Origin of the sequence: Sellimonas intestinalis, assembly GCF_001280875.1 — a bacterium.
Taxonomy (GTDB): domain Bacteria; phylum Bacillota; class Clostridia; order Lachnospirales; family Lachnospiraceae; genus Sellimonas; species Sellimonas intestinalis.
Genome location: NZ_LGAJ01000003.1, coordinates 651824 through 666284, shown reverse-complemented (window position 1 = coordinate 666284; position 14461 = coordinate 651824). Strand labels below are relative to the sequence as shown.

Sequence of the window (14461 nt, the reverse complement as noted above, 5' to 3'; positions counted from 1 at the left end):
ATGAAGACAAGAAATCAAAAAGGTTTGGAAAGTAAATACTGGCTGCTGATTATTGTGGCTGCCTGCATTTTGTGCATGGCGGCGACCTTTTTTGCGGGTGTTAAGAGCGGTCCGGTGCGTGTGATTGCGGATTATACGGTTGTCCCGATGCAGAAAGGGATTAATGTGATCGGGACGTGGGTCAATGGTGTGGCGGACAATTTTGTCACATTGAAAAGTGTTCAGAAGGAAAATAAAACGTTAAAAGAACAGAACGCCAATCTGAAGATGGAAAATAACCAGCTTCAGCAAAAGGCAGTCGAGCTGGAGCGTTTTTATGATTTATATAAGATGGATCAGAATACCTCGGATTACCCGAAAGTGGGTGCGCGTGTCATTGCAAATGACGGGAGTAATTGGTTTACGTCCTTTACGATCGACAAAGGAAGTGCGGATGGTATCCGGGAGGATATGAATGTTTTGAGTGGAAATGGTCTGGTTGGAATTGTCACAAAGGTCAACGCACATTCCTCCACCGTACGCTCTATCATCGACGAGGTTAATATTTCATCCATGATAATGACGACTTTTGACCAGTGCATTGTCAGCGGGGACCTCAAGCTCATTAACAATGGAGTGGTGAAGTTTGAGCAGCTTGCGAATAATGAAAATGAAGTAGCGGTCGGGGAGCAGATCGTCACATCCAATATCAGCAGTAAGTACTTACAAGGGCTGCTGATCGGTTATGTCAGCGAAGTCAATGTGGATTCTAACAATCTTACACGATCCGGCTATATCATACCGGCAGTGGATTTTAAGAAGCTGCAGGAGGTGCTCGTTATTACAACGACGAAGCAAGATCTGATTGATAATGGCAATCAGACACAGAGTGATTCATCAGAAAAATAGAAAGGAGAGGCCATATGCTGGCTGTAAAGCGCAAAGGGATCGAAGCGGTGATGGTGATTGTGCTGTTTCTGCTTGAAACAACAGTGTTTCATTATTTTGAGATCGCGTCGGTCAAGCCGAATCTGCTGCTCATTCTGACTGCATCCTTCGGATTCATGGAAGGAAAGAGGGAAGGAATGTATGTTGGAGTGCTAAGCGGTTTTTTGCTTGATATCTGTTTTGGACAGTATATCGGGTTCTATATTTTATTCTACACACTGGTTGGTTATGCCAATGGATTTTTTCAGAAGCTGTACTATGATGAGAATATTAAGCTCCCTCTGCTGTTGATCGGGAGCAGCGAGCTGGCTTATGGGATTCTGATCTATGTGTTCCAGTTTATGTTGCAGAGTGATTTTCATTTCCTGTATTACCTGGGACATTTGATTATTCCGGAAATGCTCTATACGGTAATCCTCACGTTGATTGTATATCAGATCATTTTGAGAATAAACCGGAAACTTGTAGAGGAAGAAAAAAGGAGTGCAAGCAGGTTTGTTTAATATTTTGGAACACATAAAAGAGACAGTCATCAGGCTTGTTAAGTCCAGAATGTTTATCGCAAGTGTTGTGTTTTGCGTGTTGTTTGCGATTCTGGTGCAGAGGGTTTTCTACCTTCAGATCGTAAAGGGCGAAAGCTATTTAAACGATTATAAGCTCCAGATTCAGAAGACAAAAGAGGTTCAGGGTACCAGAGGACGGATTCTGGACCGGAACGGGACTGTTCTGGCAGACAATGTCCTTGCCTACTCGGTGACGATTGAGGATAACGGAGATTACGACACGACGGCTCAGAAAAATAAGGAGCTCAACGCAACGGTTCGCAGCGTGATCGACATCATTGAAAAAAACGGAGATTCCATTATCAACAGCTTCGGTATCGTATTAAATGACAGCGGAGAGTACGAGTTTTCGACAGAGGGTACCGCAAGACTCCGGTTTATCGCCGATATTTTTGGGTATGCTACAATTGACAAGCTTTCTGAGAAACAGAAAAACTATACGGCAGATGATATCATACATTATCTCTGTACGGACAAGACTTACGGCTATGGAATTGATGAGGAAAAGTATGAGAAGGCAGATGTCTTAAAGCTTGTCAATATCCGCTATGCCATCAGCCTGAATAAGTACCGGAAATATATTGCAACGACAATCGCTACGAATGTCAGTGATACGACAGTAGCGGAGATCATGGAAAACCAAGGGGAGCTCACTGGTGTCAGTATTGAAGAGAGCTCGATCCGTCAGTACAATAACAGTAAATATTTTGCGTCTATCATCGGCTATACAGGACAGATTTCTCAGGAAGAGTACAATGCGCTTTCTGAAAAGGAAAAGAAGTCCTATTCCCTGACGGATATTGTCGGGAAAGCAGGAATTGAAAAAAGCATGGACAGTACGCTCCAAGGAGAAAAGGGCGAGACCAGGATCTATGTCAATAACGTTGGAAAAGTGATCGATTCCGAGAAGGTAACGGAAGCGAAAGCAGGTAATGACGTTTACCTTTCCATCGATGCTGATCTTCAGGTTGCGGCGTACAATATTTTGGAAGAGAAGCTGGCGGCCATTCTGCTGTCCAAAATGGTCAACCGTCTGGATTATGACAGAAGCAAGGTGACAGATGCGGACGCCATTGTTATTCCGGTTGGAGACGTCTACAATGCCTTTTTCAAAAACCAGATTATTGATACAGGACGTTTCGCAAAGAGTAATGCCGGGGCGACGGAGAAGAGAGTGCTGGAGATCTATTCCCAGAATGAGGAAGCTGCTATCAGTTCTGTTCTTTCAGAACTGCAGAATGAAAACGGAACGGCCTACAAAGATCTGTCTGACAGAATGCAGGCTTATCTGGACTACGTGGTGGATACACTTCTGACGGAGAATTCCAAGATCCTGGTAAAGGATCGGATTGATACGAACGATGAGATGTACCTGGCATGGAAGAACGAAGAGACGATCAGCGTGAACCGCTATCTTTCCTATGCGATATCCAAGAACTGGATCGATACATCCAGGCTTACAGATTATCTGGAGGGAGACGCAAGCTATTCCAGTGCTTCCGAGATTTATCAGGCAATCATTCAGTATGTAGGAGATATCCTTTCGGACGACGGTGCCTTTGAAAAGATTATTTATGAATACATGATCAAAGAGGGAAAGATTACCGGAAGCCAGGTATGCCGGATTCTATTTGAGCAGAATATTCTGAAATACAATGAAAAGCAGTACAATCAGCTTAGCTCCGGTTCTTTAAATCCATATAATTTTATCCGGAGCAAGATTGAAAGTCTGGAGATCACACCGGGAGAGCTTGGTCTGGAGCCGTGTACAGGTTCTATTGTCATCACGGATCCTAACACGGGGCAGGTGCGTGCTATGGTATCTTATCCGGGTTACGATAATAATCGGCTGGCCAATACGATGGATTCTGATTATTTCGCGCAGTTGAATTCCATGACGTCGAGTCCTCTTTATAATAAGGCAACGCAGGAGAAGACAGCGCCTGGATCCACATATAAGCCGCTTGTCTCTGTAGCCGGACTGACAGAAGGTGTGATTGGTACGGGAACAGCGATTTCCTGTACCGGAATCTTTGATAAGATATCACCAATCGCGAGATGCTGGATTTATCCGGGATCCCATGGAAGCCTGAATGTAGTAAGCGCAATCCAACATTCCTGTAACGATTTCTTCTATGAAGTGGGCTACAGGCTGGGAACGTCCGGAAACGAATACAATGATGCATACGGGATTGAGCGTCTCCAGAAATATGCGGAAGAATTCGGACTGGGGGACACGACAGGGCTTGAAATCACAGAATCCGAACCGAAGATTTCTGACAGCGATGTCGTGCGGTCCTCTATTGGTCAGGGGACCAACAACTACACGACGGCAGGACTTTCCCGTTACATTAGTGCGGTGGCAAATGGGGGAGTCGTCTACAATCTGTCGCTATTTGAAAAAACAACGGATGTCAACGGAAAGTTGGTCAAGGATTACGAGCCGGAGATCAGGAATCAGGTGGAAGGTGTCGCAGACTCTACGTGGACGGCAGTCCACAATGGAATGAGACGCATGGTAACGAGTACTTCCACATTTAACGGTCTTGGAAACTTTGAACTGTATGGAAAGACGGGTACTGCACAGCAGAGTAAGACGCATCCGAACCATGGCCTGTTTGTCGGATTCACGGGCAGACAGGGCGAAAAAGACATTGCATTCGCGATCCGGATCGCGAACGGTTATAATTCTACGTATCCTTCCGAAATCGGACGGGATATTGTCCGCTACTATTACGGACTGGATGAAAAAGATGAAATCGTAACAGGACACGCAGCTTCTCTTGGAACTGTTGTTTCCGGAGACTGATGCTGTACAAAACATTACGAAAGAGAGAAGACGGCAAGGCAGTAGTCGTTTCGCGCTGCCATCTGTTCATCAAGTTTGGTCTTAGGAGGAAGGAACATGGGTGAAATTATTGTTATTACATCAGGAAAAGGCGGGGTCGGGAAGACGACCACCACCGCGAATATCGGGACGGGTCTTGCAAAGCTCGGGAAAAAGGTGCTTGTCATTGACACGGATTTGGGACTTCGAAATCTGGACGTGGTGATGGGATTGGAAAACCGTATCGTTTACAATCTCGTGGATGTGATTGAAGGAAAATGCCGGCTTAAACAGGCGGCAATCCATGACAAGCGGTACGAGGGGCTGTATCTGCTCCCGTCCGCACAGACAAAGGATAAATCAGCAATCTCACCGGAGCAGATGAAGAAGCTGACGGCAGAATTGAAGGAGGATTATGATTTTGTTCTTCTGGACTGTCCCGCAGGGATTGAACAGGGATTTGAGAATGCGGTAGCAGGAGCCGACCGGGCAGTTGTCGTGACGACACCTGAGGTCTCCGCAATCCGGGATGCGGATCGGATTATCGGTCTTCTCGAATCCAAGCAGATCCGAAATCTGGAGCTTGTGATTAACCGAATCCGGATCGACATGGTAAAGAGGGGGGATATGATGTCAGTGGAAGATGTAACGGAGATTCTCCCAATTCATCTGCTGGGCGCGATTCCGGATGACGAGCAGGTGGTCATCGCTACCAACCAGGGAGAACCGGTTGTGGGAGACGATTCGCCGTCCGGGAGAGCTTATATGAACATCTGTCGGAGGCTTTGCGGTGAGGAGGTTCCTCTCATGGATATGAATACAAAAGTAGGGCTGTTCTCACGGCTCAGCCATCTTTTCAAAAAGAACTAATCAGGAGGCAGAAATGGGATTATTTGAAGGAATGGATAAAAAGGCATCGGTCGGAATCGCAAAAGACCGGCTTAGAACGGTTCTTGTATCCGACAGGATAGACTGTAATCCAAACGTATGTGAACTGTTTCAGAAAGACCTTTTTTTGACGGTGTCAAAATACATTGACACCACTCCGGAAACCTTTGATGTTTCAGTCACCCGTTCCCGGATCACCATTACACTGACAGGAGAAAGACTTTGAAGATACTGAATATTACAAAATCATATCGTTTAAAAGATTTTAAATTTTCGTTGTTGATCTTTGTGCTTGCCTTGACGTCCCTTGGGATTATGGTCATCGGAAGTGCCAAACATTCTGTCCAGGGAAAGCAGATGATCGGCTTGCTGATCGGGCTTGTGGCGTTGGTTATCGTCTCTTTGATCGACTATATGTGGATTCTGAATCTGCAATGGGTTTTGTACGGACTGACGATAGCAATGCTTCTGGCAGTACGCTTTTTCGGAAAAGATGTTAACGGGGCGACCAGGTGGATTGACTTTGGATTCACGACGTTTCAGCCCTCAGAGCTTGCCAAGATTCTTTTAGTACTGTTTTTTGCAAAATTTATTATGAATCATCAGGATGAGATGAAGAGACCGCTTACCATCATTCAGGCAGTGATCTTCCTCTCTATTCCGTGTCTTTTAATATACAAGCAGCCAGACCTTTCGACGACCATTTCCATAGCCATGGTGTTCTGCATTATGATGTATGTAGGAGGTTTGAGCTATAAATTCATTGGAGTTGTACTTCTGATTACAGTCCCGACGGTTGTCATCCTTCTGAGTATTATCGTTCACTCGGATGTGGACGTGCTGCAGGGGTATCAGGAAACTCGGATTCTGGCATGGCTTCAGCCGGAAAAATACAGCAGCGACGAGGCTTATCAGCAGAATAACTCCATCATGGCTATCGGTTCTGGTCGTCTGACTGGAAAGGGACTCAACAATAACACGACAACTTCCGTGAAGAATGGAAACTTTATTCTCGAACCACAGACAGACTTTATTTTTGCGATTGTTGGAGAAGAATTGGGGTTTGTGGGTTGCTGTATTGTGATTGGTCTGTTATTATTAATTGTAATACAATGTCTGAGGATAGGGATGAGAGCACCGGACATGGGAGGCAGGATTATCTGCTGCGGAGTTGCTTCGCAGATCGGGATTCAGAGTTTTATCAACATCAGTGTTGCAACAGGACTCTTTCCAAATACCGGAATTCCGCTGCCGTTTGTCAGCTATGGAATGTCATCCCTTGTCAGTATGTTTATCGGTATCGGACTCGTGTTAAATGTTGGACTACAACAGAAAAAATATAAATAAGGAGTGAGGAAGATGAATATAGGTCTCATTGCACATGATTCAAAAAAGACACTGATGCAGAACTTCTGCATTGCATACAGGGGAATTCTAAGTAGGAATGAGCTGTACGCAACCGGGACAACCGGGCGTCTGATCGAGGAAGTGACAAACTTAAACGTACACAAATACCTGGCAGGGCCGCTTGGGGGAAAGCAGCAGCTTGGCTCACAGATCGCACAGAACGGGATTGATGCTCTGATTTTTCTGAGGGATCCGTCCAATCCGAAGCCTCATGAGCCGGATGTGAACGACGTCATCCGCCTATGTGATACGTATAATATTCCAGTGGCTACAAATCTTGCGACAGCGGAACTAATCATCTTGGCGATTGATAGGGGCGATCTGGACTGGAGAGAAATGTACAGATAAGAGACAGGAAAACTTGTAAAGAGGTTGGGTATGAGTAATCAAAGGGAAGAAGAAATTCTAAGGCGCAGAGAGCGAATTAAGAAAAGTAAGGAAAGACGAAGAAGAAACCAGAGCAGGAAGACGGGAGAGAAAAAAAGCAGACGGAAGCTGATCGCAGCCGGTGTCTCGATTGCCCTGATTACGGCGGCAGGCGGGGCCGGCTATACGGTGGTCATGGGAAACGCCCAGAAGAAAGCGGAAGTATGGTCCTACGAAAAGGAGCATTATGGGGAAAATGTCTTACTTTCCGAGGGACTTGCGGCTACCAATCTCTGTGTTTCCGCGGATGATAAAAATGAGATCAGCTATGACGGTTCGACAGACGTCCATGCCGCGGGACTTTTTGATGTGGATGGGGCGAGTGTTCGATATTCTAATCGGATTCACGATCGTCTCTACCCGGCAAGCACGACAAAGATCCTCACGGCGCTGATTGCGCTGGAGCGGGGAAACCTTTCTGATGTCGTGACAGTCGGAAAGAATGCGGATGTGTCAAGCTTTCCGGTGGACGCTTCACTTTGCGGGCTTCACGAAGGAGACCAGTTGACACTGGAAACATTGCTTTATGGTTTGTTATTGTCTTCGGGAAACGATGCGGCAACGGCGATTGCGGAGTATATCTCCGGATCGGAGGAAGCGTTTGTGGAAGAGATGAATGACCGTGCCAAAGAATTGATGGCGGTCAATACGCATTTTATGAATCCACACGGACTTCACGATGAGAATCATTATACAACAGCCTATGATCTGTATCTGATTTTCCAGAACTGTATTCAGAATGAAGCGTTTTTAAAGATTATTGAAACAAAGAGTTATACGGCATCTATCACCCAGGCGGACGGAAATGTCCGCACAGAGGATTGGGCGCCGACGAATTATTATGCAAAGGGGATTGTAAGCGCGCCGGATGGGGTCACTGTGCTTGGTGGAAAGACCGGCACAACAGGAGAAGCCGGATACTGCCTCATTCTGTTAAACGAGAATGTGGCGGGGCATCCGTACATCTCCATTGTGATGGGTGCCGGATCGAGAGCTCTTCTTTATGAGGATATGAATGCGCTCTTAGACGGCGCATAGGTCCAATACGGAAAATAGCGGCGTACCGGATGAAAAGCCTTTCAGGCTGTTAGTTTTCGGAAAAGCCACGTATCCGTCCGAACAGACTGATCAGATAGAGGCCGCAAAGGCCGACCAGTGTGTAGATGATACGGGATAACATGGACAGGTTTCCGAAAAGGTAGGCCACCAGGTCGAACCGGAAGACTCCGACAAGGAGCCAGTTCAAAGCGCCTACAATGACCAGTGTCAGTGCAATGTTATCAAACCATTTCATATATGATAATCCTCCTTTATGAATTCTTTCTTTAGTATTGCCAGAAAAAAGAAGAATATACAGGAGAAGAAAAGGACAGGATTCATGGAACAGCAGTTATACCGGTCATACAGCCGTTTTTTAAAAGAAAAATATCATGCAAAAGTTTATAAGCTTCCGGTCAATCTTCCGGGTACCTGTCCGAACCGGGAGGACGGTCCAGGCTGTACGTTCTGTTCAGAAAAGGGGACCGGGTTTGAGGCAATGGAGAGGGAAGTGCCGGTGGCAACGCAGCTTATCCGTACAAAAGACTATATTCAGAAGCGGTATCACGCAGAAAAATTCATTGCCTATTTTCAGAATTATACCAATACCTACTTCCCATTTGAGACATTCTGCTCTTATATCCGGGAAGTGGAACAGGTAAAAGACGTTGTGGAAGTTTCGATCTCTACCAGGCCGGACTGTCTTGGCAGCCGTTACCTGGCTTTTTTGCATGAGTGGATGCAAAAGACCGGAATCTGTATCACCATTGAGCTGGGACTTCAGACTGCGAATTATCATACATTATTAAAGGTGAACCGGGGACACAGCCTTGCAGAATATGTGGATGCGGTCCAGCGTATCCGGCAATATCCGTTTGATATCTGTACCCATGTAATTTTGAATTTGCCATGGGATGACAGGACTGATGTGGCGGAGACGGCAAAGCTGTTGTCTGTTCTTGGAAGCAATATCGTTAAGATTCATTCTTTGTACCTTGCGAAGGGTACGGTTTTTGCCAAGCAGTATGAGCGGGGAGAGTTTCAGATCTGCACATTGGAAGAATATATGGAGCGTCTGATTTTATTTCTACGTCTTCTGGATCCGGAGATTGTGGTAGAGCGTTTTTTCAGCCGGATTCCGAAAGAGGATGCCGTTTTCTGTAACTGGGGTGCAAGCTGGTGGAAGCTAAAAGAGCTAGTAGAAAAGGAAATGAGGAGCCGTGGCGTATGTCAGGGAGACATGTACGCATACCGGGACGGCGCAAAACTTGGGAAGTGGAACAAGCCTTAGAAAACTCACTAGTCTTAAAAAGTGAAATCGGGAGGAAGAACATTTGGGAGTCAGAAAGAAGACCACAGATATCAGGACGTACCAGAGAAAATGGAATATGAATATCGGAGTCATACTGTTTGCTGTCATTTTGGTCTATGTCATTGTAGAAATCCTGCTCTCTGTCACTAACAGACCAACAGCTTACTACGAGGTCGGAGAAGGCGCCATCGTAAAGAATGTATCCTATACTGGATTTGCGGTCCGCTCAGAAGAGACAGTGGCATCGACAAAAGATGGTTATCTGAATTTTTTCAAGCCGGAGGAGTCGAAGCTTGCAAAGGGACAGAGTGTCTGTGCGGTATCTGACGATAAGCTGGATTTAAGCTCCAAAGAAGAGGACGCCGGGGAGAGTCAGCTTACCGACGATGAGAAAAGACAATTACTGTCTTCTGTTCGGACATTTGTAGACAATTACCGGGAGTCCTCTTTTTCGGAAGTCTATTCGGTAAAGAATACCGTGCAAAATCTATATGATAAAAAGACAGATCAAAACAAGGCAGACCGTATGAGTGCGACGTTGGGCGAACAAGGAGAAGGAAGCTATACGTTATGCCAGAGTCCAAAGGACGGAATTCTTGTTTATGAGACCGACGGGTATGAAGACGTGACGATAGATAAGGTTACAGATAAGATGTTTGATAAAAGCGGCTATAAAAGGGCAGAGAGCCGTGAAAATCAGAAAGTCAGTGAAGGGGACGACATTTATAAGCTGGTTACCGGCGAGGAATGGTATCTTGTCGTGCGGATGGATGCTGATACGGCAGAATCTCTTTTAAAGCGAAGTAGCGTGACGATCCGTTTCCTCAAGGATGATGAAGAAATGGTTGCTGGACTTCAGATAGAGAAGAAAGACAAAGACACCTATTATGCATATCTTACGCTGGACAGCGGACTTGTACGCTATGCTGCGGACCGGTATCAGGATATTGAAATCCAGATTGAGAATGTCAATGGACTAAAAATTCCGAAATCGGCTGTTGTGAAAAAGACTTGCTATCAGGTTCCATCCGAGTATGTTGTCAGCAATGGTGAGACAGGAGAACAGGGTGTTTTAATCTATGAGGATGGAAAGACCAGGTTCCAGGCGGCGGAGGTGTACTATACGGATACCCAGAAGAATCTGGTATGTATTGACGCCAAGGATCTTCCGGCAGGGACTGTGATTCAGATGCAGAATTCTAACAATACAAGATCTCTGACAGATACCATCCGACAGTCCGGAGTATACGAAGCAGGCAGCGGCTATGCTGTTTTTACTTCGATTGATATTGCGGCAAAGAATGAAGATTACTATATTACAGGAAACGGTGTTGCCAATCAGATTTCCAATTATGACAGGATTGTACTGAACGCAAAGGATGTGAAGGATGATGATATTCTGGTATAGTCAGAGAAGGGGCATAGGAAGAAGGCTCGAAACAGGGCTGAGACAATAGTGAGAAAGGAAGAATGACAGATGGAAGAAAACTATGAAGCCGGGATGGTAACAGAGAATCTGGAAGAGGTGGAGGAGAAAATCCAGGCGGCCTGTAACAGAAGCGGAAGAAAGCGGGAAGAGGTGACTCTCATTGCCGTAAGTAAGACAAAGCCAGTATCTATGATTAAGGAGGCGTACGGAGCCGGAATCCGGGTATTTGGTGAGAATAAGGTACAGGAACTGACCGAAAAATATGATCAGCTTCCCTCTGATATCCAATGGCAGATGATCGGTCATCTGCAGAGGAATAAGGTGAAATACATCATTGATAAGGCGGAACTGATTCATTCCGTGGATTCCCTCAGATTGCTGGAGACGATCGACCGGGAAGCGGCCAAAAAGCAGTTAAAGGCCAAAGTTCTTCTGGAAGTCAATATGGCAAGGGAGGACACGAAATTTGGCCTGATGCCCGAGGAAGTAATGAAGTTTATCGATAAAGTTCCGGAGTATCCGCATGTGCTTTTGGAGGGGTTAATGACGATCGCACCGAATACAGAAGACCCGGAAACAAATCGACAATTTTTTTGTGCACTTCGGAAATTATCTGTTGACATTGCAGACAAAAACATTGATAATATCCATATGGGCGTACTTTCTATGGGTATGACCAATGATTATGAAGTAGCGATTGAAGAAGGCGCCACTATGGTCCGTGTCGGTACAGGAATCTTTGGTAAAAGAAATTATGCTTTAGATAAGAACACAAGATGATAGGAGTGTAAAAAATGGGTGTATTAGACAAGTTTTTGGATATCATGAAATTAAGTGATGATGACGATGATTATGAGAACGATGATTTCTTTGATGAAGATGACTTAGACGATTACGAAGAGAAACCAAAAAGAAAGCTGTTTGGAAGAGATAAAAAGAACGATGAGGAAGAGACATTTTCCCAGGAAGAGGAAGAAGAGTACGAGTCCAGACCATCATCTTCTCAAGGCAGCAAGGTGACACCTATGAGACGTTCCGGACGTAGACCGCAGGCGGCGGGCATGGAAGTATGCGTAATAAAGCCGAGTTCTGTGGACGACGCGAGAGAGATTACAGAGACTCTGCTGAGCGGACGTACCGTGATTTTGAATCTGGAAGGACTAGATCTGGAGATCGCACAGCGAATCATTGATTTTACATCCGGCGCTACATTTGCCATCGATGGCAACCTTCAGAAGATTTCCAGCTTTATCTTCCTACTGACACCTACGAATGTGGGGATTTCCGGAGATCTTCAGGATCTTTTGAATACTTCATTTGACGTGTCTTCTATCAGCAAGAGATACTAAGCGTCTTGTTTGAAAGTATGGACAGAGAAGAACTTTTATTTCAGAAAAGACTGATCGATCTATCCCGCACTGCATATCAGCGCGGGATTGTAGTGTTCAGCGATTTTCTGAATTTGAACGAATTAAACATTCTGCATACGTTGCCGAAAGAAGAGCTGTACTCCGGCTACGGGACATTCGGCGGCTATGCTGCATCAGAGCGTCAGATGGTTGCCTTTCTACCTGATGCTCTTTGTTATGAGTTTTTGTATCCTTTTTCGGTTCTGCGTATCCGGCCGTTGAACAAAAAGTTTTCCGAGGATCTGACTCACAGAGACTACCTGGGAGCGATTTTAAATCTCGGAATTGAGCGATGTAAGATCGGGGATATCCTTGTAAATACCTGTGAAGCAGTTGTATTTGTATCAGATCATATGTCAGATTTTTTAGCTCAAAATCTGACGCGGATCCGACATACCCCGGTTGTGGCATCTATAGAGGAGCTGCAGGAGTTCCAGTATGAACCATCTTTTGAAGAGATCCGGGGCACAGTAGCTTCCGTGAGACTCGACACTCTTCTGGCATTAGCTTTTTCCTCTTCGAGAAGCAGGCTTTCCGGGTTGATCGAAGGAAAGAAGGTGTTCGTAAACGGAAGAATGATTGTAAGTAACGGATATCGGCTTAAGGAAGGAGATATCATTTCTGTACGGGGAATGGGGAAATTCTGTTATGATGGAGTTCTTTCTGAGACGCGGAAAGGACGCTACAGTGTAGTAGTCCGGAAATATAGTTAGGGAGAGCGCAGGAGTGAGATATGAAGAAAGATCATAAAGCGAAACATTATGTTTTGGCAGTCGTGTTGATAGTTGTAGCGGTATTGTTAGATCAATATACAAAATATTTGGCTGTTACCAATTTAAAAGATAAGCCTGCTTTTGTTTTGTGGGACAAAGTATTTGAACTTACCTACTTGGAAAACAGAGGGGCGGCGTTCGGGCTTCTGCAGAACAGGCAGCTCTTTTTTATATGTATCGCTGTTGTGATTTTTGTATTTATTCTGTACTGCTATATACGGATTCCAAAGACTGGGAAGTATCTGCCGCTCAGACTCTGCGGCATCTTTATCGTGGCGGGAGCCGCCGGAAATCTCATTGATCGGATTCGGTTCGGATATGTGGTGGATTTTTTCTACTTCCGTCTGATTGATTTTCCGGTTTTTAATGTGGCGGATATTTATGTGACCGTATCCTTTGCGGTTCTTCTCCTTTTGGTTTTCTTTCAGTATAAGGAGGAGGATCTGGAGTTTTTTGGAAAAAAGAAAGGAACCAGTGCAGATGGAGAATAAAGTATTACAGACGGGGGAATTTGTCGGTGAACGGATCGACAGATTCCTTTCCTGCAAATTGGAAGAGTTTTCCCGTTCTTATATTCAGAGGCTGATGAAAGAAGGACACGTAAAAGTGGGAGAAAAGGCCGTAAAGGCCAACTATAAACTTTGTAAAGGGGACGAGATCTCGATTGAGATTCCGGATGCCAGCGAGCCGGACATCCTTCCGGAACCGATCCCTCTGAATATCCTCTATGAAGATTCTGATATCCTGATTGTCAATAAGCCCAAAGGTATGGTTGTTCATCCGGCTGCAGGGCATTACAGCGGGACATTGGTGAATGCTTTAATGTACCATTGCAAGGACAGTCTTTCCGGCATCAACGGCGTACTGCGGCCGGGAATCGTCCACAGGATTGATATGGACACCACCGGATCTCTTCTTGTCTGCAAACATGATGAGGCCCACCGGATTTTGGCGGAGCAGTTAAAACAGCACACGATCCGCAGAGAATACCATGCGATTGTGTATGGAAATCTAAAAGAAGATTCAGGGACGATTGATGCGCCGATTGGGAGACACCTGACGGATCGGAAGAAGATGAGCATCAATTATAAGAATGGAAAGCCTGCCGTAACCCACTACCAGGTTCTGGAGCGGTTTGGGAAATTCACATATATCTGCTGCCGCCTGGAGACAGGAAGGACTCATCAGATTCGTGTGCATATGGCGTCCCTTCACCATCCACTTTTGGGGGATGAGGTGTACGGCCCATCCCGGAAACCAGTGTTTAAGGGGCTTCAGGGGCAGGTTCTGCACGCAAAAATCCTTGGGATTCACCATCCTGTCACTGGAGAGTATATGGAGTTTGACGCTCCGCTGCCAGAGTATTTTGTTGATATCTTGCAAAAATTAAGGAAAAATATATAATTTTTTTGGTAAAGTTCTATACATTTCGCCTAAATTGATTTATAATAGTTCTATTGAT

Annotated in this window: 16 protein-coding genes; 15 read left to right on the top strand and 1 reads right to left on the bottom strand. The window is 45.4% G+C overall.

Annotated features, from left to right (window positions below; translation table 11 throughout):
* The 8 genes from mreC (at nt 1) to AOA56_RS04155 (ending at nt 8076) form a co-directional block, all read left to right on the top strand.
* Entirely contained in the window at nt 1–888 is an 888-nt protein-coding gene (gene mreC, locus AOA56_RS04190) for a rod shape-determining protein MreC (protein ID WP_024732511.1), read from the top strand.
* 14 nt (nt 889–902) lie between these two features.
* Nucleotides 903–1430, top strand: coding sequence for a rod shape-determining protein MreD (gene mreD, locus AOA56_RS04185; protein WP_024732512.1), 528 nt, complete (start codon nt 903–905; stop codon nt 1428–1430).
* Nucleotide 1431: 1 nt separating this feature from the next.
* Complete coding sequence (locus AOA56_RS04180) at nt 1432–4299, top strand: penicillin-binding transpeptidase domain-containing protein (protein ID WP_053769100.1); 2868 nt, start codon at nt 1432–1434, stop codon at nt 4297–4299.
* Between the two features lie 96 nt (nt 4300–4395).
* Nucleotides 4396–5187, top strand: coding sequence for a septum site-determining protein MinD (gene minD / locus AOA56_RS04175; protein ID WP_024732513.1), 792 nt, complete (start codon nt 4396–4398; stop codon nt 5185–5187).
* Nucleotides 5188–5200: 13 nt separating this feature from the next.
* Complete coding sequence (locus AOA56_RS04170; protein WP_024732514.1) at nt 5201–5431, top strand: cell division topological specificity factor MinE; 231 nt, start codon at nt 5201–5203, stop codon at nt 5429–5431.
* Complete coding sequence (locus AOA56_RS04165) at nt 5428–6552, top strand: FtsW/RodA/SpoVE family cell cycle protein (RefSeq protein WP_053769010.1); 1125 nt, start codon at nt 5428–5430, stop codon at nt 6550–6552. The genes AOA56_RS04170 and AOA56_RS04165 overlap by 4 nt, the downstream gene beginning before the upstream one ends.
* Nucleotides 6553–6564: 12 nt before the next feature.
* Nucleotides 6565–6960, top strand: a complete 396-nt coding sequence (locus AOA56_RS04160) for a methylglyoxal synthase (RefSeq protein ID WP_024732515.1) — start codon at nt 6565–6567, stop codon at nt 6958–6960.
* Between the two features lie 30 nt (nt 6961–6990).
* Entirely contained in the window at nt 6991–8076 is a 1086-nt protein-coding gene (locus tag AOA56_RS04155; protein ID WP_024732516.1) for a D-alanyl-D-alanine carboxypeptidase family protein, read from the top strand.
* Between the two features lie 49 nt (nt 8077–8125).
* Here the strand turns inward: AOA56_RS04155 and AOA56_RS04150 are convergent, their stop codons facing one another.
* Complete coding sequence (locus tag AOA56_RS04150; protein ID WP_024732517.1) at nt 8126–8332, bottom strand: DUF378 domain-containing protein; 207 nt, start codon at nt 8330–8332, stop codon at nt 8126–8128.
* Nucleotides 8333–8416: 84 nt separating this feature from the next.
* On the opposite strand from AOA56_RS04150, the gene mnmL reads away from it, so the two are divergent.
* The 7 genes from mnmL to AOA56_RS04115 all read left to right on the top strand — a co-directional run bounded on the left by mnmL (nt 8417) and on the right by AOA56_RS04115 (nt 14403).
* Nucleotides 8417–9367: a tRNA modification radical SAM protein MnmL/YtqA gene (gene mnmL / locus AOA56_RS04145; RefSeq protein WP_048621762.1), complete on the top strand. Its 951-nt coding sequence runs from the start codon at nt 8417–8419 to the stop codon at nt 9365–9367.
* 43 nt (nt 9368–9410) lie between these two features.
* Complete coding sequence (locus tag AOA56_RS04140) at nt 9411–10796, top strand: biotin/lipoyl attachment domain-containing protein (protein WP_024732518.1); 1386 nt, start codon at nt 9411–9413, stop codon at nt 10794–10796.
* 93 nt (nt 10797–10889) lie between these two features.
* On the top strand, nt 10890–11597 hold the full coding sequence (locus AOA56_RS04135; RefSeq protein ID WP_024732519.1) for a YggS family pyridoxal phosphate-dependent enzyme: 708 nt from the start codon (nt 10890–10892) through the stop codon (nt 11595–11597).
* 14 nt (nt 11598–11611) lie between these two features.
* A complete protein-coding gene (locus tag AOA56_RS04130; protein WP_024732520.1) occupies nt 11612–12166 on the top strand; it encodes a cell division protein SepF in 555 nt (184 codons plus the stop codon).
* A 17-nt stretch (nt 12167–12183) separates the two neighbouring features.
* On the top strand, nt 12184–12939 hold the full coding sequence (locus AOA56_RS04125) for a YlmH/Sll1252 family protein (RefSeq protein ID WP_048622256.1): 756 nt from the start codon (nt 12184–12186) through the stop codon (nt 12937–12939).
* Nucleotides 12940–12959: 20 nt separating this feature from the next.
* The gene (lspA, locus tag AOA56_RS04120; protein ID WP_024732522.1) at nt 12960–13490 is read left to right on the top strand and encodes a signal peptidase II; all 531 of its coding nucleotides are present in this window, start codon (nt 12960–12962) and stop codon (nt 13488–13490) included.
* Entirely contained in the window at nt 13480–14403 is a 924-nt protein-coding gene (locus AOA56_RS04115) for an RluA family pseudouridine synthase (RefSeq protein WP_024732523.1), read from the top strand. Before lspA ends, AOA56_RS04115 begins: the two co-directional genes overlap by 11 nt.
* The last annotated feature ends 58 nt before the right edge of the window (nt 14404–14461 follow it).